Here is a 26,255-nt window from a genome sequence, read left to right on the forward strand (position 1 = left end):
ACGCTCCCTGGCTATTACTTTATAAATTGTTCCGCAATATGTATTAATTCGAGTTTTGTCATATCCTCCGCTGGACTGCCAACCGTGTACATAACTGTATCCCTCTCACGTGAATCTAACCAAGATAACGCGCGGTACTGGTCGGTATTACTGAATAAAAAGTTCTCGGAGTGTACAAAGGTAGCTGGCTGATCGCCAATTCGGATTTGCTCCTGCTCATTAAAGTCAGAAAGCATCTGAATCGTTGTTTTATCTCTAAACACCTCCATCGTAATATTTATTCGATTATCGGCCTCGCTTTCATACATCGTCGTAAATACGAACTCCTCAATTGCGCGCTTAGGCAAAAGCATCCAAGTCTCTGCCCTCTGCCTCTCTTGACTGCGAAGCTCAAGTTCCTTGACAAAAGCCATATCGTCTAAGGATAAAAACCCGCCAAAAGGCTGCTCCTTCTGTCCTCCGATAAATGTCAAAGAGTCCGTCAGAGATCCGGGCAGATGGAGGTCTGCAGCTCCTGTTAATTCTTCCTCCCACTCACGTTGATCCTCCCATACATATGGTTTTGTAATGAGTAGAAAAGGAGAAAGCTTAGTTTTCGGTAAAAGTTTCTTTAAGTTATCTGAATAGTAAAGCCCACGCTCCCCAATCTGCATTTCTTGTTTGGCAAGGTCTATGGATTCGCGAACTTGCTCAGCAAGATTGTTGTCATAAGCGTTCATTCGATTTGGAAGAACGTTGTATTCGATTAGCTTATCTTTGAGTTGAAACAAATAGGGGGCAGAAAAGCCCACTGAAGTAAGTAGAACGCAAGCAACGATTATTCGAATAGCCCACGTTTTTTTTGAGGCACGCTTCTTTAAGTGTTTTTGTATACTCTGCACCGCATACTGCCGAGAAATTCTAGCATCCAGCTGCTCTGGTCGCATAACCATATTTGCAGATCTCTTATAAGCCTCTCTCAACTCTTGTTCAATCGGCATGATGATAAGCCTCCTTAAAAAAATGGGACCTAGAGGTTCGAATTCGGAGTTTTTTAAGTGCTTCATGATGCCTTGATTTTGCTGTGCCTAGTGGAATTTGTAGTGTACTCGCTATCTCATCGAAGGAACAATCCTGATAATAACGGAGAACGATAACCTCTCTTAGTTTTAAAGAGAGACTGTTTACCAGTTCCAACACATTATCTTTCTCTTCCGCTTCAATGGCCAGCTCATCCGGCCTCTTCCAAGGCTGTGAAACATGCAGCTGTTTATTGCGGTTGAAGATTCGAAGCCTTCGCCAACCCTTACGGCTCCAATTATTTACCTGATTAATAATTAATCCATTTAACCATGCGCGGAAAGGCTTATTGCGGTCATAGTATGGTAAAGCAGCCAGCAAGGCAATATAGATATCGCTTACGATATCATTTACCTCATTCTTGTTGTTCACTAAATAATAGACGGTTCGATAGACATGATCAGCCGTTCGTTCATAGAATTCACGGAAAGCATCTATATCCTTATTTATGACCGGTGTTAACAAAGGATTTATGTCTGAATCCTTCAAAACGAATACCCCCTTGCAATTAAAAAATGCTGATTTTACTACTATTCAAACATCGATAGTTCGCCCATCAAGATACCTGTAACCTTGCCAGCCGTTATTATAAATTCAATGACCCATTCGTTCTCCTTATCGATATAACCTAACGCTTCTATATCTTTATATCCCCTATTATAAAATTCTTCGCCATATATGTCTTTCACGGAATCGCTTGAATCACCCAGCTTCACTCCTCCTACCGTTGCTGAATTCTTATGCAGATTATAACTGACAACTTTATCATTCCGAATCGTATATCCGGCATCAGAGTACTCTAATGCACGAAACGGGTCATCATATTCATCCTTACCATTCATCTTCACATCGAATTCACCATCTGGCAATCCACGTTTTTCCTTCAGTTGCTGCTCGGATTCTCCTAGCTGAACCCCTCCTACTTGTTCGCTGCTCAAATCGGTGCTGTTCAATTCTGCAATAAAATCCTGAGGAATACTTGATTTTTCACTCGAGCAAGCAGATAACAACAAACAGAATAAAATAATAAAGAAGCCTTTCTTCATATAGAACCCCCTCCGTATTCGTTCGAGATAGATTGGTTTTAAATGTTAAAAAGGTTCGAAAAGTTTCCAGTTGATATTATGTGCTGCCTCAGTGGAGCAAACTGAGCAATATATCATAAGCTTTGGTCTTAACATTTTAAGGGAGTCAACTCATCTTTCCAGTTATCAATGAGTAAATGATTCCCTGTGTAGTTCTCCGAATCAAAATAGTCGTGCTATAAGAAATCATCCCCTTTATTGTCATTGTCTCCACTCCAGGAATTGACGAGAACTTCCCATTTGGTGAGAAACGGCAGCCAATTAGATCGGCTGCCGTCTCTATGTGTTTATTCAGCTATAGTGTCCCGTTAGCTCAACAGTAATTCACTTTTCACATGTCAAAATCGCTTTTATATGGGTTTGCATATAAATCAATATCAAACTCCGCTTCTATGCTATTTGCGAATTCAATCTGTTTATTATCGAGGTGTAAAGCTGGCGTTTGACCATTTTCAATTATTATTACGATTGAGAAAAGGCAATCCAATCTATACCTCTTTCTTAACTGATTTATTATCGCTGTTTTAATTTTCAATGGTTCCAAAACTTGAGCCAGTTGTTCAGTAACATCATAGGATTCTTGATACCCTGAACTTAGTACCCAGGCTGTTTTTTTTCTGTAATGTACTGTGGTACTAATTATTTTGTCATTCTTCTGTCTGACAATAACATCACCTTTATTATACGATTCTGTTGGTTCTATGCTGAGTAATTTAGTAACTTCATTTACTGGAAATTCCTCTCCAAAGAGACTGAAATACGCCATTACTTTGGTCTTGTCTATTTTCAACACCTCAATCATTTATGAAATCATCCTTGTCTCGATTGTACCACTAACTAATAAAGGCAGCCGATCGTTTGACCGGCAGCCTCTTGTGTTTATTGAGTTATGTTTCCCGTTAGTTCAATGAGTTACTTTAATTATCAAACCAAAAGACCATACGGACATTCTCAGGCTCGTCAATTTTACTCAAACGCGGGATAAACTCATTCACAAAAGGGATAACCAGCGCTTCGAGAGGAAAGATTTCGTTATTGTCATCTTCGATTTTTTGTTGCCAATCGTATTCGAGGAGTTCTTTTAGAGTTAGCCAACTTCTTGTATGTGCGTCCTCGTTTTCTTTGTCGCTCTGATTTTTCACTTCTGGGCTTACATCGTCAGGCAGTCCCTTTGGCAACGAAATGGGATGGATATTATATTCATTTCTTTCATCTGCTAGTATCGCAAATAACAGATAATTTCTATCTGTCCAGAAATGTTTTCGAACCCCCATTCCCTCAAAGTAAGAGGCATGTATCCATTCATCTACACTAATCCATTCAGTCATTAACGGAGTGTCATTTTTATATATTTTCTGCTCGATATATACATGGATGTCGGTCCCCATCTGATCCCCTGCCCTTCATTAACTTAATTCGAATTAAGTTCACCAAACCCCCTTGATTTTAACACATATTGGAACTAAACTGCCCGTTAGCTTAACAAAGAAATGGAGCAGCTGCCTCAGCAAACTGCTCCTTGTTTGTTCAACTCGTGTTCCGTTAGCGTAATGATGCCAGTCCTAACAAGGGGAATAACAACTTTCACAAGCACAATAATACTAAAAGCCTAGCTGTTTCACATAGTTATCATATTGGTCTTTAGTACCTATATAAAAATGTGCAACTGTTAAGTTATCTTTGCCACCGCTACCAGTGGAAACTCCATGAAATTCTTCATGAATTACTTCCTTACGATGACCTTGATTGTCAACATAGTATACCTCAACAGGTCCACCTTTCAGATTAGTTGAAGTTTTCAACTTACCCGACGTAGGTACATTATAGATATTTTTTTCTATTTTAAGAGGTGGATAATCCGCCTGTGCAAAAGTAATTTCAACTTCTCCAGTGAAATTTTCAGGTAATAAATATATATGAAGTGGATTTTTATTTATTGTAGCTATTAGAAAGATAAAGCCCATTAACAGGATAGCTAAGGCTACAAAAACATATTTAGGTAAGCCAATAATACTTTTCAATAAAACTCCCCCAGAATTGTTCTCATTTTTCAATTTCGCCATGATGTCTCCCTCCTCAAATTCTTCTTTCTTCAAGGGTAACAGCAAGTTCATCTGCTGAGCAGTTCTAACTTTTGTAGTACCTGCCGCCTGCAAGGACTGCGGATCTTTCCCACAAAAAAGAACACCTCAAATGAAGCGTCCTTTCCTTTGGTAAATCGTGTTAATCTACCCGTTAGCCATCCATGCCGCAGCACAGCACCACAGATTATGGTAGAAATTACGTTCTTCCATGGGAGCGTAACGAAGGGCCATTCGCCACCGGATGGGAGCCCTCAAGGTACTGAACTATCGTTTCCCGTTAGTTTAATGATAAAATCCACTTATTTTTGGCTTAGTTAAACTTAATTGTTGATTTATGCTCAAAAAAAAGGGAGCTACGCTCTCGAAGTTACTTTCTTCTTTAATTTTGACTCAACTGCAAGAACCACAGGATAAGCAATAATTAAAAAGAGGGTGAGATAAATGGATTTCTCAAACGCATCTCGAAACGTTTCTTTAGACCAGCCGTCTTCTCCAAGAATCCAGTACGCCACTTTGTTTGAAGCTCCAATTCCATCGTTTACTTCTGGTATAAGGTTCTGAGTATAGTTTTGAGCAAGACAGATAACGGCTACGATGGAAAGAACAATAGCAAGGAAGAAACCTTTAGAATATGGGTTGGAAATCCCGACTCGTCTAAACGTAAATATTGAAATAATAATAAAAATTAGACAGACAAGCATAACTAACATCTTCACACCTCCGATTCGCTATTCGTAACGACTTATTTGTTACATGAACTAAATGTAAGCATGAATCAACTAAAATATTTTTCTTATTCGATGGTGTGTTCTCATATTTCTTGATATCTAAGTAACGGAACCAAGTCAGATAATGTTGCAAATACTTGGTTGCTACCTCATTAAAGCGGTCAATCCAACGTTTTAAACGACTATGATAGTTGTTTACATTTTGAATGTGGAAAACCTTTTTAACAATTCTGCCCGTTAGCTTAATAAAAAGAGCAGGCCACCGCAGCACCTGCTCATCCATATGTTATTCAACTATCGTTACCCGTCCCTCGTTTTTAAGGGTTTATCTCACATATACTCACTCATTCGCAGGATTTCGTCACCTTGGATCAAGTCCATCTCAGGAAGCAATGCAGTTGCTGCCGGTTGAGGTGGTGGGCTGAGCATGCGGAAATAGAGGAATACTCAGGAAATATTCCCCAGGCGATCTCTACTGCACGCATACTCCACATGATCCCTGGAGGTTCACCCTCCCACAACTCAACGGGTCAATGCCCTTACATTCCTTCGTTATACCTGTCCAAGGTGTGGAGACCGATAGCGTTTAGCGGATGGGTCAGAGCCCTTTTGGGTAACGAACTCGGTCCTCCGTGCTTTCTTTGTGAAATCCTGCGAATGAGTCAATATACGTGATGCTGCTTAGCTTAAGCTGCTTCTGCCCATGCAAGGACGGTTTTCTCTGGCGTGAATTTTTCTCCCCGTTGAACAATACCAACTAGAATTCGTGCCAGCTTTCCTAGTAACTTAAATATGGATTGTTGCTTTGTTATCTTCTTTTCTTGCACATTATGCTCATGCAGATGGCGGAATACGGGGTTGTTCCAAACGAGCTGAACCGTCGCGAGATAGAGATATTTTCGCAGGGCTGAGTCTCCTCGTTTCGAAAGAACAATTCGTCCTTTTCGCTTTCCTGACGTACTTTCAGCCAAATTTAGGCCAGCCTTCCGTAATACCTGACGGCCATGCGCATACTGTCTTAAATCTCCTGTGCCTGCTAGTATGGCCGCGGTGAAGATCTTCCCGAGACCTTTTATGGTGCGAAGTGCTGTGCCATTGGAATCTCAGAAAGCAGGGATTCGATGTCCTTTTCAATCTGTTCAAGCATGGTGGTAACGCGCTCATATTCTTCAATGAGCCGTATTAAATCTGTCTTCGATTCTTCTACTGCGGTCCGATCTCCGACACTGCGTTTAGCATGAGCGATGAGCTGTGCAGCCTGCTCAATCCCCGTAGAACCCCCAGCGCGCTGCATATGAGTTCTCCAAGCACGGATCACATCCGGTATTGCATACGTCTCCAAATCCTGTGGGCAAGGGAATGTCTTGAGGGTCGCCAATGATCGCTTACAGGTCCAGTCTTTGAATACGGATGGATACTCAGGAAAGCGAATGTCCAGCCAGCGTATGATTCGATTCTGCAGGCGTACACTATTCGACACCCAGAATTCGCGGTCACTCATTATGGTCCGTAAGCGTTGAAACACAAGCGATTGACGCGTGTACTCATAGTAGAAGCCCCGACTTACTGAATCTGCGATAATAAGTGCATCTTTTGGGTCGTTCTTTGATGGACTATTATCTCGATTTTCTTTATTGCGCTTCGTCGTAGCAGGGTTAACCATAACCACGTGTAATTCCTTATCTGCTAACCAGTTGGCCAGGTTAAACCAATAATGGCCGGTTGGCTCCACGCCGATGATGAGCTACTTTAATCGGTGTTTCTGCTGTAACTCCGTCATCCAGCGGATCAATTTTTCAAAGCCTTCCATGCTATTTGAGAATGAGAGATGTCGTTTGGAAACCACGATCCCACGGAAATTCGTAGCTTGTGCTACATGCGTTTCTTTGGCCATGTCGATCCCTACGACGAGATGCGAGGTGGTAATTCGTTCAATCCGTTGATTTTGTGCGTCTGATTGCTTAAACTTCATAGTAAGAGCGCCTCCTTGATGGTGTATTGGACAAACCCATCATACCGAGGCGCTCCTTTTTTGACAAAGGCTATTTCTTAGCCTCAACAGGAATGTTTAGCTTAATCTTCTTCCGATACTACTTGAAATTTGATAAAAGCTCACCCTTGATTATTTAAAGTTTGGATTTGCAACTACTTTTAATTGATCACCTATTTTTTCACAGTCAGGTGAGGGCTCTTATCAAGAAGAGGCTGTGCTTCTTTTAAGGCAACTTTTCGTAGTCGATGGCATACCAAAGTGTTTTTTATCTGCCATTGAATGCCTTATGGCATTCGCCCTTATAAAGTTTTTTATCGGTAAATTTCCGCGCATTCCGTGCTTGTTGGTTGGTAAAAACAATGATTTTTCCAAGTACCCGCGAGCGGTTGACCGTACCACATTGCGGGGCAAGCTTGAGATGTTGGCCCCCACGGATTGAAATACCACAGAGAGTATTTTGAAGGCCATTCTCGCCAGCCTTTTATGGTCTGTTCAGCTAGCCGCCGCTCTCGTTCCCGTGTCTTCAGATAAAAATCGGGTTCTAATATGGCGTCGAACATGGCATCGCCATTCATATAATGATAAATAACATCATTAATATTGTTGACGTTCTTGAAGTCCGAACACCTGACTACGGCCCGATTAATCACGACAGCGCCAACCGTTAACATACCCTTTTCGCCTTCCGCCTGTGCCTCGCCCCTCATAAGCCGCGCCAACAAATCAACGTCAGACGACGTATACTTAACCCTCGCACCCATGGCAAAACCCCCTTTAACTGGTTAACACACTATATTCACATTTTGGCAAAATGACCGTGGGCGTGCGGGGCGGGTCACATGTGTGCCAGGGTGTCAAAACTTAAAAAAGCAGCCGATCGTTTGGCCGGCTGCCGCTGTGTAATAATGGTTGAACTATCGTGTCCCGTTAGCTCAATTAATATTGCCATGCAACCATTCTTCTTTAATAAGACCGTATATAACTCGGTCAAAGTATTGATTGTGAAGCAATTCGTAGTTTCTAATAATCCCTTCTTGAGTAAAACCCAGACGTTCTGGTATTGCCCTACTTTTGATGTTGTTAGTTGCAGCTCCGATCTCAACCTTAGCTAAACGCAAATCATTGAAAGCGTGATTTATGAAGGCATTACAGGCCTTAGTTATAATACCGTTACCTTCAAATTTCTTCCCTAACCAATAACCTATTTCTGTTCTTTTAGAATCCCAATCAATCCATAAATACCCTATTGATCCTACGATTTGTCCTTTATGCCAGATACCAGACCAATATCCATTATCATTTGAAAATCTACTTAAAGACCGATGAATAAAGGCCTTTGTATCATCAACTGTATTTGTTTTATCAGGGAACACTAGCCAGTTTCTTAAAGAATCACGACTTCCATCGATTAACTCAAATAATTCTTGAGAATGCGACTGCTGGAGAATAGATAAGTATGTCTGATCATCAATTATTGCTTTGTACATAGACTAATCCCCTTATAATATCATCCAAAATTTGGTTAGGCCTATCGTAACAAAATATAATTATGTTAGCTACCTTAAGATCAAGGGAGTACCACGCTAAACTGCCCTTTACTTCAACAAAAATGGCAACTGATCATATAGATCAGCTGCCACTTTGTTGTTCTCAACTAACGTTCTTACGTTACTTCAACGGTCACAATATCCGTTACAACCTCGTCAGTGTCCAGTTAAAGATTAAAATAAAGTGCCGACATGTGCCGGCAGCTTTATTTACTGATCATTTTCAGGCATCCGGTGGATTCTTTTTTATTCTAAACCCGCCGAATACTACGCCAAACGCGATTCCAAGTCCGATACCAACAGAGATATTATCCATTGCTACGCCTATTGCTACACCAAGGGCGATTCCTACTGCAACTGCCGTTGCGGGTTTCATCTTGTTCTTCCTATCCATAATTCCTCCACCTCCATTGCTGTCTTTTATAAATACGTCCATCTAAACTGGCGGTTTCTATAATACTTAGTCTTGTCAAAGTAACCGTTTGCTTGTACCCCGTACTGTCTATAATTTGTGTGCTTTCTTTTTAAGAGCTCAATAATGAATCCTGCCTTTAGTTGAGAAAACGGCAGCTCACATGTATAAGCTATCGTTACCCGTTAGCTTAACCGTTTAAAGGTTTAATCAAGAACAAAGAAGTCATCAAAAGATTGGCCATCTAATGTATAAAGCATTTTATATATACCTAGTTTTTGATCCTTATAGACAATCGGTATATAGGATACTACATAATCAAAACCATAAGAGATGTCTTCATACACTTTGGTTTCATCCCACGTATCAATGAATAATGCTACACTTTTCATTTCAACTGTTAGTAGCTCAGCATCAAAATCATAACCAAATACTTGTCGAAACTCTTCTGGGTCTTCTTGTATGTAATTATTAAAGCAAAACCAAAAACCAGCATTGGATTTTTTTTCAATATCATTTTTAACAGCCCATTGTCGTAATTCTTTGTCCATCATTCAATCACCTCTATGCTATTATACTGCCCGTTAGCGTAATGAAGCAGCCGATCATTGTGGTCGACTGCTTCATTGTGTTAATTGAACTATCGTGTCCCGTTAGTTCAACGATCTGAACTTTTAATCCCTCGTAGTAAATCATACGCATTTATGGAATATCCCCATCTCTTCTCTATCTGTTCAATAGCGACCTTTGTTCTCCATAATCCTTCAACTGTTTCAGCGGATTCATATGTAGTTGTACAATCGCGGACGATATTTGTCATATACCCGTAAGAGTGCATATTAATAATCCCATAATCACTTTGAGTAATACATTCGTCTGTCTCAAATCCCATATAAAAAAGGACACGAATATTATGTTCAGTAAGAATCCGATGAAATTGTTCTTTTGAATAAACTAACAAATCTTGCTCTTGGGGTTGTACTACCTGAGGAATCTGTATTTGGGAATACGTTTCGATTTGTAGATTAGACCAATCTGTATGGTACACATCATTTGAATGCCTTGAACTCCATTCTTGTTGCCACTCTTTTTCTGGGAAAACATTATTTGCTACCTTAACATCGACGCACTGGTTCCCTGGAGATTCAAGTTTCCTACGTTCTTCTTCTGTTGTTGAATTAAGCCATTGTGGAAAACTGTTCAAGAATGGAGCATGATTGCAATGAAATATTTGAACTCCTAATTGTCTCAGTTCACTAATGGCGGGAGCAATTCGATTTGTCATGATCTCCTTCTTCCTTATTGCATGTGATACCCCTCTTTCCGTACTTAATTCCCATCCAAGGGATGTAACAAGGGGGCCATCATCCCAACCAAAATTCCATAAGTCAACTAAAGCTATTCCTATTTCCTTAGTATTAAATTCATACGATGAAGCTGATCGTAAATGGCTAGATTCAGTAAAAGGAAGTCCTTGCTTTGGAGATCTAGGTGTATATTCCAAGTCTAATTTAAATTTCAACATAATCACCTCTGAGGTAATATTCTCTAGTATTAAGGAAAAAACCTTTACATCATTTGCACAGCTATACTGCCCGTTAGCTTAATAAAGAAGGTGAGCAGTTGCCTTAGCGGTTGGACTCCAGTAACCAAACCCCTTTCTTCGTCATCTCAAGTTCTAAGTAGTCTGTTTCAGATCATCTTTTTCGGTTTATTCAATAAAGTCTTCTGTTTCGGCAATCATCATTAACTATCGTGTAACTACACACTTATCGTATGAGTTAACACATTTTGGGGCAAATTTTGAGAAGCAACTTTTATATAAAGGACTTGATTGAATGTTTGTACGGATGCTAGCTCTCTTTATTTTCATTGTGACCGCTATTTCCTTGCTGATTTATGCGCCAACGCTCATAGGGCTTGCAGATAATTCAGACTTTGACAGGACAACGAGAGCGTTTGGGCTGACCTCTGTCCATGACATAAGGTATTTAAGTACTGAAGATTGGTATCATATATCCAATCCTTCTCGAATTATTCAGTATTTTAATCATATATTTCTACCCGTCAAAGACAACCCTGCTGGATATTATTCCACGCAATTTCACTTTATTAAAATAGCCCTATTTTTTAACGCCATAGCCAACAAGCTTTTACATCGCGATACCAGCTTGTTTAACCTTTTCTTTCAAACCGTTCAATATATTATTATTTACGCATTTGCCTTCGTTTTATTTCTGAAGAATAAGTGGAAAGACAATAAATACGCCAATATTGCCGTGAAGATTGCTTTTGTATTTGTTTTTTTAGACTGTGGCTATTTGGTTTATTTCAATTCTTTTTATGGAGAAGCCACGACACTTATTTTTTTAATTCTATCTTTTGTCCTGCTTTTGTATCTTGAAAAGAATAAAAACAGCTATATTGTGTACATAGGATTAATGCTGTCACTCTTTGTCTTTTCCGGTTCAAAACCGGCCAACTTCCCGTCAACTTTGTTGTTGTCCGTCCCCCTCGCTTATTATGCGATCAAAAATGAAACGCTCAAGAAGAAAATCATCATTTGCACTTCAATAGTTATTATGCTTCTCGCATCATACAGTTACGCGAACCAAGCGCCCAAATGGATGGAAAAGGCTACCACGTTTCAAGCCGTTTTTTTTGGCGTTTTATACAATAATCCAGCGACAGAGCAGTCCACTAAAGATCTGGGTTTACCACCGGAACTGTCCAAATTGGAATCCTTAAATGCTTACGTGAGAGCCCCCTTGAATCCCTATAATATATATGATTCAAACTTTCAGTCTTTGTTTTTTGACCGAGCAAGCAAATTTAGTGTTTTAAAATATTATTTGACCCATCCTGCCTTTTTTGCCGAGAAGCTGGATGTAAGTGCCGAAGCGGCTTTGCCTCTAAGGCCTACCTATTTAACCAACATGAAATTGTCAAACGAGCAAGCAGACTTATTGTTTGAATTCAGATTTAATCTTTGGGAGAGTATTAGAAAGCATTTTTCTGGTTTTGCTTCTGTTTTCCTATGCATGGTCTTTACTCTCTCTATAGCTAATTTAGTTGTTTTATTTAGGAAAAGGGCTAGCTTGTACAGTATCTTGCTGAGGTTGGCACTCTTAGGTGCAGCTGCAGGGCAATTCATTGTCCCCATCGTAAGCAACGGAAACGCCGATTTGCAAAAGCATATGTTCTTATTTAATGTACATTTGGATATCCTGATCATCCTTTTGTTATTGGATAATCTCAATTTTAATAGCCGGGCTTTTAGACTTGTTGGCATTGTCTCCGTGGCTTTGTTGGGGGTCATTTCTTTTTATCCCGGCAAACCGGAAATGATTACGATGGGGAGCATAGAAGGCAAACCCATCGAATGGTTTGTTTTGGAGAAAAGCAACAGTATGGTAAAGGTTATCGCTAAAGACGCGCTATACAGTAGTGTGTATGATGAACGCTCTAACGATTATATACAAGCCAGCATACAGAAAGACTTGAATGCCAAAATCGATAGTTGGTTCTCGCAAGACGAGCAGGCTCGCATTCAATATGCCGAATATCCTGCGTTTTCTAATGAAAAAAACTGGATGAGAGCCGATAGTGGAGACCGGCCTCATTATTGGTTTTCGCCTATTAAATATGCTTCACAGGACAGCAATCGGGCATTTCGGAAGATGTACTCTGCTTATTTAACATTGCCGACCGTAGATGATGTGAAGCGGCTTTTTGACCTATCCAAAACCGCTTCTGTTTTGCCAAGTGATTATTGGCTCTCACTCCCTTATTATAGCAGTACCGACAAAGCGCGCATCGTTTCTTCTGATTATCAGATCTATCATCGAAGGGTGGATACTAAACTGGGCATACGTCCGGTCATGTGGGTTAGGGAAAAATAACCTCTTTCATTCGATAATTTGTTCAATGGTTGGTTTTTTTAAATCATCAAGTTGGGGTGCATATCTATTGTAACTTTCTCAAAGCTGTACCAGATATGTCCAGGTCAAAGTTACTCTTTTCACTCTGTAAAGTTTCAAATGGGGAAATGATTATGTTAACATTTGGTTTTTTAAAAAAATTTTCCACGAGTAATTTCCACCAAATTTTGACCTAATTCAATGTCCCCCCCAAAAATCCAGCATTCATTTGATTACCTCTTTACTGCAGGATCTTCCTGATGTGTTTTTTCTGAACTAACGTGTCCCGTTAGCGGAATGAACTAACCCATACGTCTTCTTCTCCATACAATTATCATTGTTAAAAGGACCAAGAAACAAATAAATGATAATGTAACTATCCATGCTTGTTTATTGGACTGGTCTGTTGTAACTTGAATCGGTCCAAATTTAGATGCCTTGAAGAACTTATCGTTTACCTTAACTGCTATTACATCTTGAGTGTCTGCCCCTTTAATTTCAAACAACAGGCTTCCTACTGGTATACTGTAATTTGACTCGCCGTTCTTCTTTGGCATCGGAGTTCTTTGGCGTTCAATCTTTCCAATCTCATTGCCAATGTCTTTGTTATCGACTTCCTCGATGGAAAGTCCATATAGGAGATTATTCCAAGCAACGGAACTTGGGTAGGTACTGGCTAACGTTCCTTCTATATTTGATGAAAACACCGAAACAATGACAAAGAACAAAAGGAAGAATTTCAGATGCTTCATATGCCATACCTCCTATTTTGTTGAACAAATCTGCCAGTTAGCTCAACGAGGCTGCCGTTTCATGCCGGCAGCCTCGTCTTGATGTTTATGGAGCTAACGTTTCCCGTTTGCTTAATGGATTGTTCGTCATTCATACGGAATCATAGGAGAATTAACGATATAATAAAACCACCAAAATAATAGAAAGGGGATACAACAAGAAATTAGTATTATTATAACAATAACTTTACTTTTTATTTGTCTCTTCATTTATAACCTCCGCGTAAGCTAATATCTTAGTTCCCTTCTTTGACGAATAATCGTGAAGCTTTGTTGCGTCATACTGCCCGTTAGCGTGGAAAAGGCAGCCGATGATTATGATCGGCTGCCTCGGTGTCTTTATTGAACTATCGTTTCCCGTTAGCTCAATAGTCTTATGTTTTAATTAGAGTCGCTGCTTATAGTTGTGAGGCTTGCCGAACACCTAATGCAGTGACGTCCCGACGGGCTTAGGGGCTGGATGTGGTCACTCGCTTCTCAGAGTGACCCGGAGCGTCAATATGGTGTTAGCCGAAGGAAGTTCTGGAAGCAGCCATTACATTTAAGGCGTTCTCAAAATAGCTATATACTTCATCTGCAATTCCCAGAAACTCTTCAACAAGTACATTACTATCCAAGTAACAAGCATACAGATAATCAACTAAAGCGGAGTCAATCTCACAATAGTTTAATATGGCATTCTTCATCTTAATAATGTCATCTTGCCATACACCTGTATCTTCTAAAACCAAAGAGTATAATGCACGAATTAATCTCTTAGAGTAACCTTTAATATATCTAGTTTTCATTGTGTTATCACTAGCATTAGAAAGTAAACTATGTATACGATCTACTTCCTCCTTGGTCTCTGTATTTAAGTCTAAAATGAACTCTGGAGAAATAATTATCGGTGGTACTTTTTCACCAACGTCATGACCATATATGCAAACACAAATTATCTTTACCCAAAAACCCCACTCATTTGGTTTACTTAATACATCGTCAATCGAGCAAATTATCGTATCAATCTTAGTTACTACTGGATATTCTTCCAAAAGCCTGTCTTTAATATTTGACAATCTTTCGTAATCAATATCTTTGGGATTTACACATACAATAGTAAAGTCTGCATCTGACTTAAAAGGTTTAGCAGTTCCTTTTGGAATCGAGCCACACATATAAATGCTATGAATCTTACCTTTAAATTCGGTAAGTATATTATCTATATACTTATCAACAAAATCCTTATATTCACTTTGTATTACAATTCTATTTATAACTTTTTCTAATATCATATAGACTCCTCCTAAACTAAGAACTTCTTTCGGCTAACGTCTTTTTTGCGAACTTCGTAAATTCGTCATGACTTAAGTTATTCGCGAAATCATTCAACTATCATGCCCGTTAGCTTAACGCCTAGCAGTACATCTGTACCAAATACCCTATTTTGTGATGATGTAAAAAGAGGAGCTGTTGTGCCTAGCTTGGCTAGGCGCGCACTGCCCGTCAGCTTAATAAAGATCTCGCATACGAACAAGTTCGGACTCGGGCAAATGTATTGTAAGCTTGTCTAACTCAAGGGAGGGATACCAATCATTCTCGATTTCACCACCATATTTTATTACGTGTGTGACAGTATATGCTGACATGTATAAGTTATGGTGAACAAATGGTTTTACCAGAATGCTCTCCCCCTGCTCCAAATGTTTCAAAACTACTTTGTCATCAGAGGCATACTCCGTGTAAACCAGCCATCCTTTTTGGACAACATAAAATTCTGTAAGGGACTTATGATAGTGGCTCTTCTGCCATCCACCATTATTTGAAGCTTCCGTACGGATATATGAACTACCGTCTGAACTAACTAGCCTGAATCGTCTTTCTCCGTTATCCATTTCCTGGTGCAAAGTATCAATACCGAGCAAATGAGCTTCTTCCTCAGAGATCTGTTTAGGCATGAAAATCCCCTATCTATATTTATTTCTATCATTCATTAAGATACCACATTTTACCTGGATATTCTTAGACGCACACAGTGTTGGAGTTCAATTAACCTTCCCGTTAGCTCAACGAGCCAACTATTGCATTAATCTCATCAGCCAAATCAAGTACTTGCTTCCATTCTGATGAGTTCCTCACCGCACTAATATTCCATTCATCACCTTGCTGTAACTTCAGGAATTTATTTCTTAAAGTCAGGCTTTAGCCCGCCGCGCTTTAATCCCCCATTTGAAACTCATGTACACATACAACGGTGCTATCGGACGCGTCGGCTTACCAGTTTCGTAAGCGGAAACTTGTCGGCAAATGTTACCGGGGAACTGGAAATATCAGTTCATAGACTCTGTCGAAATCGTCTCGCATCCGTTGAATAATGCGAAATTTTGAAAACAATTGTTCAAGGCTGTTCGCAATTGCTTTGTTGGCTTTATGTCGTTCTCGTACCAAATGTTTTTAACAACGAGCGTCCCGGCTTTTCGCTCCGCGATTACCTCGGCTCGTCCAATGAGGCTTTCTCCGTATAATAGAGGCAACACATAATAGCCGAATTTCCGTTTGATTGCAGGCGTGTAAATCTCCCAGGTGTAATCGAATCCAAACAATTCGTTGATCAGTTTTCTGTCCCATATGAAATTATCTAGTGGGGCAATTAGCTCGCAGCGCCATTTCGGCGCTGTATTTTGCAGAACGGCTTCAATAAGCGGCAAGTCCTCCGCGCGGCAATAAAGTATATCCTTCATTTGTTCCACGGCAACAGCAACAATGCGAGCTTCGTGCAACAGTTGGCGGAAAACCTCGTTGCGCTGCTCTGCTTTTAATCCCCATATGTTCAGCCAGGCATCGGATGCGCGATTCCATATAAGGCCAACAGCGCCGATTCGACGCAGTACTCGCCACTTGTGATGCTCAAGCTCGCCCTCCAGCGGCTCCGGCGCATTCAGCAGATTTGGCTTTATGTACTTCCCGGCGATATCGTAATATTTACGCGTTCCTTTTTTGTGATGTATAATCAACTCGCCTGTCGAGTACATCTGCTCCAGCACCGACCGGGATGAATTGTTTCCGCTGCTCCAGTGGATGGCCGATCGCCAAGCGAAATTTCCATCCAATTTTAGATCATCTGAACTTAGCGCACCGTGATTTTGGATGTGAGCTCGTACTTGCTCTATCAACGCTTCCATTTCGGGATAGCGCTTGGCATGTTGTCGGGCAGCCTGCCTGTACCGCTCAAAATACGGCCAGTCCTCGACAGGGATAATGGCCAAATTCTTGTCGGGATAATCGACAAGGATTCTATCTTGATACAGCAACTCGGCGAGCATGTTCTTGGTAAATCCTTTGATTCGCGACTGCAACACCAGTTCGGCGTTTTTTCCGCAAACATCGATGGGATCGTATTGTATACAGCCGACCTGCCGCACAAAATCCAATACTCCCTGCTTTCCGGTAAAATGATATTCGCCCAACAACCCGTGCTTCAATAGCAGAAATTGCCGTGCCTGGCGGTTCGTCAATTGAATCATGTACACATCGGCTCCTTAACGAAACAAACGGGAGCCGTTTGCACATGATTATGGATGGCGAGATTGCTTATCTCAACAAAGTTACTATTTGCTTCTTTCCATAATGATGGTATCCATTGGGATGCTTCATTAGCAAACCCCTTTCCTAATTTTCCAATAACCGAAAATTGCTCTTTTTCAATAACTTCAACCACTCCTATTCCCCCTATCCGTTGGAAAATACAAAAAACAAACACACGTTCCTGTAAAATGTTACCATTATCTCGAGCATAAAAACAAGAACTATTGAAAAATACTGCCCGTTAAAGCAATGAAGCAGCCGATCATTGTGGTCGGCTGCTTCATTGTTTTTATTGAACTATCGTTCCCCGATAGCGCAATGTATTCTTCTGTCATAGTGCTGTGTCGTGCATAGACATATCAATGATTTCTTAAATCAAAAGCTTCTTCTAGTACCGCCGTATCTTCAAAGATTTGAAAAAACGAAAATCGGTAGCCTGTTCCGTAATTTATAATAGCGAGGTTACGAACTTCACCTCCGGAAAGCGGCTATCCGGTCCTTTCATTAAGATTCCGCCTTGGTTTTTCAGATACATATCGAAGAAATCAAGCATATAGGCATTGATAACGGAGTTCGCTCTTTGGGGCGCAATCTTTCCTGTAATGCCCAGCATTTTGAAAATCGGAGAAATGAACTGTACGTCGGCAAAATTCAAATGCTCCGTATTTTCGATATAGAGGACTTGTCCCCCTTCGTCGACCGTTTCGCGCATCCGTTCTAGCTCCAACTTTTTATCTTCCATTACTTGATCCTCCCACTCTCTTGTTGAGCCCATACGGTTAAGCTCTGCATCCGTGTAGACCCGGTTATCCATCACCATTTTTAATTTTTCGAAATAGCTTTCCGAGTTGATGAACAAAAACGGCTTTTGCAGACTCTCTCTGTCACGCAGTCGATAAAGCCCTCCATCAAGGTCTATTCCAACCGCGATTCGCGGATCGTAAGAAGCGTCATAGGCCGTCGCTCCGCCGATGGAATGACCGAACACCCCGGCATGACCGAGATCAATCCTCCCTTTTAGATGACTTGGAATCTGCCCCGATTGGATGAGCTCGAATTGGTCCAGCGCAAACGCCACATCGCCGGTTAAAACTTGTCCCAACTTGTCGCGATTTCCTCTACTCGTCCGGTAATCATGGTTGGGCGAGAATAAGTCGTTGGTTGTGCTGGTCGTGATTCGCCCGTCCGGAAACTCGGTTGCAAATGTATTGTAGGTGTGGTCGATCACTGCCACGATATATCCGTGACTCGCGAGATATTCGGCTTGCGACGTGTGGAGGAACCTGGAAGAGCCGTTGCCGGGATTCGCAAGGATCAGCGGGTATGAAGTCTGTGCCGAAGAGACTTCGGCCCCCGAATAAGCATGACTGGATACGTACTTCAGGTGTTGAAAAGTAAACCCGGGAAGGCCATAGTCCGCGGCCATATAACGTAAAATCTGGGTATCGGGAATAAAGGGAGCGTACTTGCCGGTGCCAGCTTGAGCCGGATACCATACCTGAACCATCAATTCCCGCTTACCATCTCTGACTTCGTCGAAAGTCTCTTCCCTATTTGTATCCACGAAATGAAAAGTTTGCGTTCCTACCTTAAATTCGCCTGTCGGTTCAGGTAGTTTAAATACAGGAAAAGCATACATGAGACCTGCTGTTACGACCAGCATTATCACTATAGCGGTATAAGCTGAACCCAACATGAATCGTGGGATTTTTTTGGGGCCGGTTTTTTTAAAATTGCTATAACTTGAAATGGCTAAAAAAATGACCGTTATGCAATATGGGAAAAATAGCTGAACTCTGTAACCTTCCACCGTCCAATGAATGACCAGTAAAAGTGTGGCGATCCCGCTTGCAACGAATACTGGAATTCTACGCCGTCCTTTTTTTAATAGGACTGTTAATGCAAACAAGCCGATGTTTGACAAAAGAAGCAACAGTTCAAACAGCCTCATCTCGATTCTCCTTTTAAAAAGTTTCTATTTTGTTTCTTCCAATATTATCCTGAAAGGCTGGCCTAAGCTATCGATTTGCCTTACATCTACCTTACAATTTTGTAAGACGCTTACTTAGCACGTGACCATGAAGTGGTAACCATTCCTAAGACTGATCTTGCAGCCCCGTTTTCTTATCCACCCCGGTAAATTGCCCGTTAACTTAACAAATAAAAGGAGCAGCTGCCGCAGCAACTCCCCCCAGTTTGTTCATCTATCGTTCTCCGTTAGTTCAGCTGCAACTACAAAAAGGATAGTGGTTCAAGAAGAGTAATGTCTCTATGTACCAAAGCAAATTTGCACTCCGTCAACCACAACGGCTGAGAAAATGAAATGACCTCGTTCTCCCCTAGTGGAGTAGGCTCTACGGTAATCACTACCCTCAAATCTCGGAAAAACAAATCAGAAGTTTTGTCAAAATAATTTTCCAGCTCAGATTCATCATCTTCATTTACATCATAAAATACCATCAATGTTGTTCCTTTGATTTGCATCAAACCACGATCTTCAATACCCCAATTGAATTTATTCTGTGGTTAATGCCAATAATACCGATTGTTGAAGTAGAGTCAGATTTCAGCAACCTATGTGACATATTGAAGTATAAAAAAATAGGCAACCGCTCCCTTTTAATCCGGAAGACGATTACCTATTAATCTGGAAATACGCAACTGTTTAGTTAATGCAATGTAATTATTTTGTTCCTGGTATTTGTGGACTTGTAGACCATGGTGATCTTTTAGCGTTAGTATCTGACGCTGGATCAGGCCGTGGCGTTGGTGCAGGATGTGCCTTAATGTATTCTAGTGCATTGTAGATTTGTACCGCCGCTTCTGCACGAGAGATTTCGGCTTTCGGATGGAAGTTCCCTTGTTCATCTAGTTGCACAACATGATAAGCAAGTGCGCGTTGGATGGATCCTTCATAATCAATGGTTAGATCCGTGTTATCGTTAATCTGGGCGGGAACAAGTTTGATCTGAGGAAGATTGCTGTGCGCTTCAATCGTGCTAATAAGCTGGTGAGTGAACTCTTCACGCGTCCATTTCTTGTTTGGATCTAAATCTGTCGGCAGTACGACTCCATTAACACTTGCTGTAATCAAGGCATTCGCATACCACGCATCGTTGTCTGCGTTTTTGTAATAATCCGTCGCTTTAGGTTCTACAAGGAATCTTACTAGATCTAGATTCAGATTCACGGCTTTAACAATAAGTTGAATGCCTTGTGCCGCTGTGATGGTATCATTAGGGGCAAATAAGTTGGCCGAAATACCATGGACTAAGCCTTGTTCTTGTAAAGCAATAATTTTATCCTTTGCCGCGATATGAGTTAAATCCGAAAAAGGGGTGATAGCTGCATAGCTTTGTCCTGCAAAGGATAATGTTAATGCGGTTACCGTGGAAAGAGTTATCATTTTGAATTTTGTTTTCATTTCTTTCACCTCGTAGAGTTATTGGTTTGTGCTTTTGGGTTTTGACTTTTCATTCGGCCTGCCTTGAGTAGACTCTTGCATTTTTTGATCGTTGTTCGGATTAACCGGGCTTTCTCATGATTCACCTGATGCCACCCTTTCACTAGTAATACAATTGAGGAACCCATTATTTTTCACATTGCAAAAAAAAGTTTTGGACAAAAGAACAAAATAAAGCCCGCGGTTTCCGCGGACTTCATTCGGACATTGATGTCCTTATTCACACTCTCTTTTTATAAACCCTCATTGCAAAGAAATAGGCTACGAACAAAATCCCGACGCACCAGGCAAGAGCGACCCATATATCATTGCCCACCGGCTGACCTGACAGCAGCGCACGTATAGCCTCTACGATCGAGGTCACCGGTTGATTTTCAGCGAAGGCGCGAACGACAGTCGGCATCGACTCGGTCGGAACAAATGCCGAGCTGATAAATGGTAAGAAGATAAGCGGGTAGGAAAAGGCACTAGCGCCATCGACCGTTTTTGCAGACAGACCTGCAATGGCCGCTAACCAAGTTAATGCCAGCGTAAACAGAACAAGTATGCCGGCAACCGCAAGCCACGACAGTATCCCCGCAGACGAATGAAAGCCCATAATCAAAGCGATGAGAATGATTATGATAAGGGATATAGCGTTGGATACTAGTGAGGTGAGTACATGTCCCCAAAGAAATGCGGAACGTGAAATGGGCATGGTTTGAAACCGCTCGAATATGCCCTTCTGCACATCGTTGAACAGTCGAAAAGCCGTGTAGGATATTCCGCTAGCAATGGCAATTAGAAGTATACCTGGCAGCAGGTAATTCACATAGTTATCCGTTCCGGTTTGAATGGCACCGCCGAACACATAGACGAACAGCAGCATCAACGCAATCGGCGTGATGGTGACCGTAATAATAGTGTCCATGCTGCGAGAAATATGACGCATAGAACGTCCTAGCATAATGCCCATATCGCTGAAAAAGTGTTTCTTTACTCCCTCCATTTACTTTCCCTCCCTTTTGCCGACGATTGCAAGGAAAATATCCTCTAATGTCGGCTGTTTTTCAATATACTCCACCTTAGCGAGTGGGAACAGCATTTTCAGCTCCGTAAGCGTGCCGCTGGCAATAATCTTACCCTCATGCAGAATGGCAATTTTGTCAGCAAGCTGCTCTGCTTCTTCCAGATACTGCGTGGTTAAAAGTACTGTCGTACCGCCGCTTGCAAGCTCTTTGACAATGTTCCATACCTCGATACGCGCCTCAGGGTCGAGTCCTGTGGTCGGCTCGTCGAGGAATATGATCTTTGGTTTGCCCACAAGGCTCAAGGCGATGTCGAGCCTGCGGCGCATACCTCCCGAATAAGTGGATACTCTGCGGTTTGCGGCTTCTGTCAAGCCGAAGCTTTTAAGTAAATCGTCTGCAACTTGTCGTGGATTTTTAAGGTATCGCAGCTTGGCAATCAAGATAAGATTTTCCCGTCCGGTCAATAATTCGTCAACGGCGGCAAATTGACCGGTCAGACTGATCGCTTGTCGCACATTCTCGGGTTTTGAAGCAACATCGAATCCGTTTACGGTAACGGATCCGCCATCTTGTTTGAGCAGCGTGGTGAGGATTTTGACAACCGTTGTCTTGCCTGCTCCGTTGGACCCGAGCAACGCGAAAATACTGCCTTCTTCCACCTCAAAATCTACACCCTTTAGGACCTGAAGATCCTTATAGGACTTTTTGAGCCCTGTTACTTTAATTGATTTGTTTAGCATATATTTATCCCCCCTTAAATTACGGTAACCTTAGACAGATCGGCCTCCATGCCCTTAAGAGAGGCATAAGTCAACTTATCCATCATCGCTCCGTCAAAGCAGATCGTTTTAATGACGCGATAATATTTCTTCGTTAACGTAAAACCTGAATTAAAAGACACATTTTTAAGCGTTGCTCCCCTAAACGAAACTTCGTTTAATGCCGCCTTGTCAAACTTAACGCCGATAAAGGTTTGCCCGTCAAAACGCTGCCTGCCCAAGGCGGAGTACTTGAAGTCAACCCCATCAAATAAACAACCTTCAAAAATCGTTTTGCTAAGATCGGTCAGCGTTAACGTCACGTCGGTCAGTTTTGCTCCTATGAATTTGGCTCCGTCAAGCCCCGACTTGCTGAAATTGGTTCGTACAAGGATTGTCTTATTGAAGCTTGCATTTGTCAGGTCAAGTGCGGATAGGCTGCAGTCCGTCAGATTCGCGCCGTCAAAATTGGCTTCACGTACGTCGCTGCTCTTAAACGAACTGCCGGTCAAATCTGCGCCTGAAAAGTCGGAACCGTGTAACGCGCTGCCTTTAAACTGTCCCTTATGGGCCGTAACGCCTGCAAAGTCGCTTTTCGCCAGGTTACTTGCGCTAAAGTTTGTCACCACCTGACGTTCCAGCGAGCGGGAGAGGTTGGAGACCTCCAGGATCGTTTGCTCGATGTCGCCGATACTCTCAATAGTCATCTTAAACGCTGTTTCATCGTCCTTGCCCTCAGCTTTGAGTTCACGGAACCGCTCCTGTAAATCGGAGTGCAGGTCGGCCTTTAATTCGGTGACGCTTTTTACTCCATCGTATGGCGTAAATACGCCGTTCAAATAATTAGTCAATTTCTGATTCATAATTCATCTCTCCTTATAATAAGTTTTCAAGAACGCGCTTCGCGTACTCCCAGTTGCTTATATTGCGGGCGTAAGCAGTCTTACCCTTTTCGGTAATTCTAAAATATTTACGGCGTCCACCCTGAGATTCATCACCCCAAAACCACTCTATATCACCATCCGCTTCAAGCCGTCGGAAGCTGGAGTACATCGTGGCTTCTTTTAATTCATACTCACCGCCCGAGCGATCGGCAATCAGTTTGACGATCTCGTAACCGTAGCGGTCAGCTTCGGATAAGAGCCGTAAGATCATCGTATCGGTATGTCCGCGCAGCAGGTCGGATGTAATTTTGTTTTCATTCATATAATCACCTCGCATTTGTATAATACGACATATTACCATGACTGTCAAGGTAGTATTTCAAATTGATTACTTTGCCTAAAATCGAACGTTCTTATCCTCAATGAGGAATCACAAAAATAAAAAAGCCGCGCTATGCGCGGAGCTTCTATTCGATAATCCTCAACTAATGATTCCTAAATAGCACAGCAAAAAGGATCATGAACACGATAAGAAACTCATCTTCATGATCCTTTTATTTAAATACCATAATCCTCAGTCTTTGCTAATATTAAGTAATGCTATTGTAAGTAAACCATACATCATTGTACATGCCGATATCCCCGAAATATACATTTGATTTACACCAAACTTCTCCCGATTCAGTTACATATGTTTCAAGGATATACAGCTCAGTAAAGGATCCAAGAGTCCCAATTACTTCATTTGAATCGTAAGGACTACTGTATACTTTTGTTCCTTCATTTGTATTATACAGATAAGAATACAAGATATTTTCCGCTGTCTCGTTAGCTGCATTGATTCTAGCTTCGAGTTTCCGCTGTTTATCTGCAGCTGCCTTCCTTGCCTTAATCTCCTTATCCAACTCTTCCTTCTTCACTCGCTTTACGTTCGCAACACTTTCTTCACCCTCATTAGAGTAATGAAACACAAGTGTATTCTTATCAACTACCTCAAGCTTAAACATGTCGTCGGAGTCCTCAGTAAATACAATATCAACAAGCGTAGGAGTCGGGTTAGAAAATTTAAAAGCTCTGTCGAGCTTCTCTCCATTTTCGTCATAAGAGGTAATTTTTAGTTCCTTTGTAATCTCAATGAACCAATCATAGCTCTCTTCTTCATACGAAGCAGTCGCCTTCCAACTACCTGTAATTTGATCCACGGTAACCAACTTTTCATACAACATAGCATCTAGAAAATGAATAGTGCTAAAAGCACTCTCCTTCTCGATGACTTTTATGGCAGTGGGCTGATCTTTTGTCTTCGAATAGATCTCACCAGCTGTTGTCTTATATGCGAGATAGTTCAGACTGGTATCCGTTGAATATTGTACAACCAAATCTGCGATCTTCACCTTGTCCTTGACAGGACTTGCAGGGAGATCAACAGGCGTTACATTCTCTTCATTTTTGCTTTTCTCTTTTTTACCTTCATTATTTTTCGCTTCTTCATTTTCAACAACTACGTCCGGTTTAAGATCAATCGTATACAATGATCTTTCCTTATTTAACATCAAGATCGTGTGGTTATATAGGCTTACTTCACTAATATCACTAGCAACCTTGACCTTCTCTTCTGCGAACCGTTTGAGAAACAAGTTATTGTCAGTATCTATATAAACAATGCTTGTCCCATCTGGAGAAACTTTAAAAGATGTCACTCCTTCATCTATTTTGATCTTGTCGGTTGGATTTAAGGTAAGAAGTGATGTAGGATCTGTTGTGGGCTCCTGTTCTTTTTTCTTAGATGGTTTCTCTTCAACATCTGAAAGTATTTTCATGTAGAGTGATTTGTCTTCGTTTAAGAAATAGATATAATCGCCCATACCAGTAAACTGGTAATCCGTAATATCCGATGCAAGTTTAACCTTTTCGTACCCTTCTTTAATCAGTACTAGCTCTCCTCGCGAAGGAGAGTCTCTATACTCATCCAAGTAAGCAATTATCTTATTATCCTCGGAGAACTGAACCTGGCCAATATTTTCAGCGTCTAACTTTTCCTTATCTATTACGGTTGTTTTTTTAAGATAAATGCTATTTTCTTTATTTTCGAAGATAGTCAAACTCCCGTCTGGACTTGAATTAAAACTAATCACATCAGAGCCGAGCTTTTCTTTATCGGTAACATCCGCTGACTTGCGGTAGAGAGATCCATCTTCTGTTTGGAAGGTTATTACTTTACCATCGTCAGTTATGCTATACTCATTTGCTTTAACTGCTGATGAAATTTTTTCTTTTTCTTTTCCCCTTACAACGCTATATAGATCACCGAAGATCGCGGAGTAATCTTTTGCAGTCTGAGATTTCAGAAACAGGATCGTAGACTCATCCTTGGATACCTCAATCGAATCGGGGAAAACGTCAGTAGAGATCTGTTCCTCAGCCTTGCCAGATTCCTTTATGTAAAGATTATTATCCTTGTCGAGGTATAGTGCTGCCTTTGTATTATATAAATACTCAAACTGACCACGTAACACATTAGAAGCAATCTTCTCTTTATCCTCGTTATTTTTCTTAATATAAAGATCACCAATTCCTTTGGCAGAATTAGTATCCACGTATAGTACAACCTCATTTTTGACAATATTGACTGATGCATCTTCTTGATATGCAGGTTCAGCCACTTCAGTTTCCTCTCCAGGCTTTGTGCAACTTGTTAAAATAAACATAAAAATAATCGTCAAATAACCATACTTTCTAAGCATTTGGCTCTTTTCTCCCCCACAATAAGACTAATTTGGAACAACACCCCTTATAGTACCATTGTTATATTCTACCGTAAAGCATATAAGTCTAACGACTTATTTTTCGGTAATATCACAATAATATCGCTGATAATTAATGTGTTCAACAGAAATATACCGATAAAACTACCAGTAAAGTAACCTACTTATATATGCGTTAGTAGCCCGCCGACG

General features: G+C 41.1%; 26 protein-coding genes and 2 pseudogenes. 1 reads left to right on the forward strand and 27 read right to left on the reverse strand.

Annotation, left to right across the window (positions count from 1 at the left end; all coding sequences use genetic code 11):
• Window positions 1-14: 14 nt before the first annotated feature.
• From ACN6MW_RS09305 to ACN6MW_RS09370, 14 genes and pseudogenes are all read right to left on the reverse strand, one after another.
• Complete coding sequence (locus ACN6MW_RS09305; RefSeq protein ID WP_419875220.1) at window positions 15-980, reverse strand: hypothetical protein; 966 nt, start codon at window positions 978-980, stop codon at window positions 15-17.
• A complete protein-coding gene (locus tag ACN6MW_RS09310) occupies window positions 970-1,548 on the reverse strand; it encodes a sigma-70 family RNA polymerase sigma factor (protein WP_419875221.1) in 579 nt (192 codons plus the stop codon). Before ACN6MW_RS09310 ends, ACN6MW_RS09305 begins: the two co-directional genes overlap by 11 nt.
• Window positions 1,549-1,589: 41 nt before the next feature.
• Window positions 1,590-2,105: a hypothetical protein gene (locus ACN6MW_RS09315; RefSeq protein ID WP_419875222.1), complete on the reverse strand. Its 516-nt coding sequence runs from the start codon at window positions 2,103-2,105 to the stop codon at window positions 1,590-1,592.
• Window positions 2,106-2,475: 370 nt separating this feature from the next.
• Window positions 2,476-2,928 carry a DUF4279 domain-containing protein gene (locus ACN6MW_RS09320; protein WP_419876310.1) on the reverse strand — a complete coding sequence of 151 codons (453 nt, stop codon included), beginning with the start codon at window positions 2,926-2,928 and terminating at the stop codon, window positions 2,476-2,478.
• 133 nt (window positions 2,929-3,061) lie between these two features.
• A complete protein-coding gene (locus tag ACN6MW_RS09325; RefSeq protein WP_419875223.1) occupies window positions 3,062-3,532 on the reverse strand; it encodes a hypothetical protein in 471 nt (156 codons plus the stop codon).
• A 213-nt stretch (window positions 3,533-3,745) separates the two neighbouring features.
• Window positions 3,746-4,207, reverse strand: coding sequence for a DUF6843 domain-containing protein (locus tag ACN6MW_RS09330; protein ID WP_419875224.1), 462 nt, complete (start codon window positions 4,205-4,207; stop codon window positions 3,746-3,748).
• Window positions 4,208-4,581: 374 nt separating this feature from the next.
• On the reverse strand, window positions 4,582-4,938 hold the full coding sequence (locus tag ACN6MW_RS09335; RefSeq protein ID WP_419875225.1) for a hypothetical protein: 357 nt from the start codon (window positions 4,936-4,938) through the stop codon (window positions 4,582-4,584).
• A 114-nt stretch (window positions 4,939-5,052) separates the two neighbouring features.
• A pseudogene (locus ACN6MW_RS09340) lies at window positions 5,053-5,182 on the reverse strand (IS1595 family transposase); the annotation flags it as partial.
• A 460-nt stretch (window positions 5,183-5,642) separates the two neighbouring features.
• A pseudogene (locus ACN6MW_RS09345) lies at window positions 5,643-6,928 on the reverse strand (IS110 family transposase).
• Between the two features lie 332 nt (window positions 6,929-7,260).
• Complete coding sequence (locus ACN6MW_RS09350) at window positions 7,261-7,710, reverse strand: cell wall hydrolase (RefSeq protein WP_419875226.1); 450 nt, start codon at window positions 7,708-7,710, stop codon at window positions 7,261-7,263.
• A gap of 171 nt (window positions 7,711-7,881) precedes the next feature.
• Window positions 7,882-8,436, reverse strand: coding sequence for a GNAT family N-acetyltransferase (locus ACN6MW_RS09355; protein WP_419875227.1), 555 nt, complete (start codon window positions 8,434-8,436; stop codon window positions 7,882-7,884).
• A 283-nt stretch (window positions 8,437-8,719) separates the two neighbouring features.
• Window positions 8,720-8,890 carry a hypothetical protein gene (locus tag ACN6MW_RS09360; RefSeq protein WP_419875228.1) on the reverse strand — a complete coding sequence of 57 codons (171 nt, stop codon included), beginning with the start codon at window positions 8,888-8,890 and terminating at the stop codon, window positions 8,720-8,722.
• Between the two features lie 224 nt (window positions 8,891-9,114).
• On the reverse strand, window positions 9,115-9,462 hold the full coding sequence (locus ACN6MW_RS09365; protein WP_419875229.1) for a hypothetical protein: 348 nt from the start codon (window positions 9,460-9,462) through the stop codon (window positions 9,115-9,117).
• Between the two features lie 104 nt (window positions 9,463-9,566).
• The gene (locus ACN6MW_RS09370) at window positions 9,567-10,433 is read right to left on the reverse strand and encodes a hypothetical protein (protein WP_419875230.1); all 867 of its coding nucleotides are present in this window, start codon (window positions 10,431-10,433) and stop codon (window positions 9,567-9,569) included.
• A gap of 313 nt (window positions 10,434-10,746) precedes the next feature.
• Here ACN6MW_RS09370 and ACN6MW_RS09375 point away from each other — a divergent pair, with 313 nt between their 5' ends.
• A complete protein-coding gene (locus ACN6MW_RS09375; RefSeq protein ID WP_419875231.1) occupies window positions 10,747-12,810 on the forward strand; it encodes a DUF6273 domain-containing protein in 2,064 nt (687 codons plus the stop codon).
• Window positions 12,811-13,130: 320 nt separating this feature from the next.
• Here the strand turns inward: ACN6MW_RS09375 and ACN6MW_RS09380 are convergent, their stop codons facing one another.
• From ACN6MW_RS09380 to ACN6MW_RS09440, 13 genes are all read right to left on the reverse strand, one after another.
• Window positions 13,131-13,580, reverse strand: coding sequence for a hypothetical protein (locus ACN6MW_RS09380; RefSeq protein WP_419875232.1), 450 nt, complete (start codon window positions 13,578-13,580; stop codon window positions 13,131-13,133).
• A gap of 545 nt (window positions 13,581-14,125) precedes the next feature.
• Window positions 14,126-14,893, reverse strand: a complete 768-nt coding sequence (locus ACN6MW_RS09385; RefSeq protein WP_419875233.1) for a nucleotidyltransferase domain-containing protein — start codon at window positions 14,891-14,893, stop codon at window positions 14,126-14,128.
• 216 nt (window positions 14,894-15,109) lie between these two features.
• Window positions 15,110-15,556, reverse strand: coding sequence for a hypothetical protein (locus ACN6MW_RS09390; RefSeq protein ID WP_419875234.1), 447 nt, complete (start codon window positions 15,554-15,556; stop codon window positions 15,110-15,112).
• A gap of 372 nt (window positions 15,557-15,928) precedes the next feature.
• The gene (locus ACN6MW_RS09395; RefSeq protein WP_419875235.1) at window positions 15,929-17,122 is read right to left on the reverse strand and encodes a winged helix-turn-helix domain-containing protein; all 1,194 of its coding nucleotides are present in this window, start codon (window positions 17,120-17,122) and stop codon (window positions 15,929-15,931) included.
• The gene (locus ACN6MW_RS09400; protein WP_419875236.1) at window positions 17,119-17,316 is read right to left on the reverse strand and encodes a hypothetical protein; all 198 of its coding nucleotides are present in this window, start codon (window positions 17,314-17,316) and stop codon (window positions 17,119-17,121) included. The genes ACN6MW_RS09395 and ACN6MW_RS09400 overlap by 4 nt, the downstream gene beginning before the upstream one ends.
• 315 nt (window positions 17,317-17,631) lie before the next feature.
• Window positions 17,632-19,134 carry an alpha/beta hydrolase family protein gene (locus ACN6MW_RS09405; protein ID WP_419875237.1) on the reverse strand — a complete coding sequence of 501 codons (1,503 nt, stop codon included), beginning with the start codon at window positions 19,132-19,134 and terminating at the stop codon, window positions 17,632-17,634.
• 281 nt (window positions 19,135-19,415) lie between these two features.
• Window positions 19,416-19,670 carry a hypothetical protein gene (locus ACN6MW_RS09410; RefSeq protein WP_419875238.1) on the reverse strand — a complete coding sequence of 85 codons (255 nt, stop codon included), beginning with the start codon at window positions 19,668-19,670 and terminating at the stop codon, window positions 19,416-19,418.
• Window positions 19,671-19,866: 196 nt separating this feature from the next.
• Complete coding sequence (locus ACN6MW_RS09415) at window positions 19,867-20,607, reverse strand: S-layer homology domain-containing protein (RefSeq protein WP_419875239.1); 741 nt, start codon at window positions 20,605-20,607, stop codon at window positions 19,867-19,869.
• A gap of 259 nt (window positions 20,608-20,866) precedes the next feature.
• Window positions 20,867-21,634, reverse strand: coding sequence for an ABC transporter permease (locus ACN6MW_RS09420; protein WP_419875240.1), 768 nt, complete (start codon window positions 21,632-21,634; stop codon window positions 20,867-20,869).
• A complete protein-coding gene (locus tag ACN6MW_RS09425; RefSeq protein WP_419875241.1) occupies window positions 21,635-22,396 on the reverse strand; it encodes an ABC transporter ATP-binding protein in 762 nt (253 codons plus the stop codon). It lies immediately after the preceding gene.
• A 14-nt stretch (window positions 22,397-22,410) separates the two neighbouring features.
• The gene (locus ACN6MW_RS09430; protein ID WP_419875242.1) at window positions 22,411-23,277 is read right to left on the reverse strand and encodes a pentapeptide repeat-containing protein; all 867 of its coding nucleotides are present in this window, start codon (window positions 23,275-23,277) and stop codon (window positions 22,411-22,413) included.
• Between the two features lie 13 nt (window positions 23,278-23,290).
• The gene (locus ACN6MW_RS09435; RefSeq protein WP_419875243.1) at window positions 23,291-23,620 is read right to left on the reverse strand and encodes a PadR family transcriptional regulator; all 330 of its coding nucleotides are present in this window, start codon (window positions 23,618-23,620) and stop codon (window positions 23,291-23,293) included.
• Window positions 23,621-23,888: 268 nt separating this feature from the next.
• Complete coding sequence (locus ACN6MW_RS09440; protein WP_419875244.1) at window positions 23,889-26,042, reverse strand: hypothetical protein; 2,154 nt, start codon at window positions 26,040-26,042, stop codon at window positions 23,889-23,891.
• Window positions 26,043-26,255: the final 213 nt, after the last annotated feature.

The sequence above is a fragment of the Pristimantibacillus sp. PTI5 genome (assembly GCF_048572955.1).
GTDB lineage: Bacteria > Bacillota > Bacilli > Paenibacillales > Paenibacillaceae > Pristimantibacillus.

Coding starts and splice junctions, on each gene's coding strand:
- ACN6MW_RS09355 (WP_419875227.1), bottom strand. CDS start 8,436: ATGTACAAAGCAATAATTGATGATCAGACATACTTATCTATTCTCCAG.
- ACN6MW_RS09380 (WP_419875232.1), bottom strand. CDS start 13,580: ATGAAGCATCTGAAATTCTTCCTTTTGTTCTTTGTCATTGTTTCGGTG.
- ACN6MW_RS09395 (WP_419875235.1), bottom strand. CDS start 17,122: ATGATTCAATTGACGAACCGCCAGGCACGGCAATTTCTGCTATTGAAG.
- ACN6MW_RS09415 (WP_419875239.1), bottom strand. CDS start 20,607: ATGAAAACAAAATTCAAAATGATAACTCTTTCCACGGTAACCGCATTA.
- ACN6MW_RS09375 (WP_419875231.1), top strand. CDS start 10,747: ATGTTTGTACGGATGCTAGCTCTCTTTATTTTCATTGTGACCGCTATT.
- ACN6MW_RS09430 (WP_419875242.1), bottom strand. CDS start 23,277: ATGAATCAGAAATTGACTAATTATTTGAACGGCGTATTTACGCCATAC.
- ACN6MW_RS09405 (WP_419875237.1), bottom strand. CDS start 19,134: ATGAGGCTGTTTGAACTGTTGCTTCTTTTGTCAAACATCGGCTTGTTT.
- ACN6MW_RS09435 (WP_419875243.1), bottom strand. CDS start 23,620: ATGAATGAAAACAAAATTACATCCGACCTGCTGCGCGGACATACCGAT.
- ACN6MW_RS09350 (WP_419875226.1), bottom strand. CDS start 7,710: ATGGGTGCGAGGGTTAAGTATACGTCGTCTGACGTTGATTTGTTGGCG.
- ACN6MW_RS09305 (WP_419875220.1), bottom strand. CDS start 980: ATGCCGATTGAACAAGAGTTGAGAGAGGCTTATAAGAGATCTGCAAAT.
- ACN6MW_RS09315 (WP_419875222.1), bottom strand. CDS start 2,105: ATGAAGAAAGGCTTCTTTATTATTTTATTCTGTTTGTTGTTATCTGCT.
- ACN6MW_RS09440 (WP_419875244.1), bottom strand. CDS start 26,042: ATGCTTAGAAAGTATGGTTATTTGACGATTATTTTTATGTTTATTTTA.
- ACN6MW_RS09330 (WP_419875224.1), bottom strand. CDS start 4,207: ATGGCGAAATTGAAAAATGAGAACAATTCTGGGGGAGTTTTATTGAAA.
- ACN6MW_RS09325 (WP_419875223.1), bottom strand. CDS start 3,532: ATGGGGACCGACATCCATGTATATATCGAGCAGAAAATATATAAAAAT.
- ACN6MW_RS09425 (WP_419875241.1), bottom strand. CDS start 22,396: ATGCTAAACAAATCAATTAAAGTAACAGGGCTCAAAAAGTCCTATAAG.
- ACN6MW_RS09420 (WP_419875240.1), bottom strand. CDS start 21,634: ATGGAGGGAGTAAAGAAACACTTTTTCAGCGATATGGGCATTATGCTA.
- ACN6MW_RS09360 (WP_419875228.1), bottom strand. CDS start 8,890: ATGGATAGGAAGAACAAGATGAAACCCGCAACGGCAGTTGCAGTAGGA.
- ACN6MW_RS09385 (WP_419875233.1), bottom strand. CDS start 14,893: ATGATATTAGAAAAAGTTATAAATAGAATTGTAATACAAAGTGAATAT.
- ACN6MW_RS09370 (WP_419875230.1), bottom strand. CDS start 10,433: ATGTTGAAATTTAAATTAGACTTGGAATATACACCTAGATCTCCAAAG.
- ACN6MW_RS09390 (WP_419875234.1), bottom strand. CDS start 15,556: ATGCCTAAACAGATCTCTGAGGAAGAAGCTCATTTGCTCGGTATTGAT.
- ACN6MW_RS09335 (WP_419875225.1), bottom strand. CDS start 4,938: ATGTTAGTTATGCTTGTCTGTCTAATTTTTATTATTATTTCAATATTT.
- ACN6MW_RS09365 (WP_419875229.1), bottom strand. CDS start 9,462: ATGATGGACAAAGAATTACGACAATGGGCTGTTAAAAATGATATTGAA.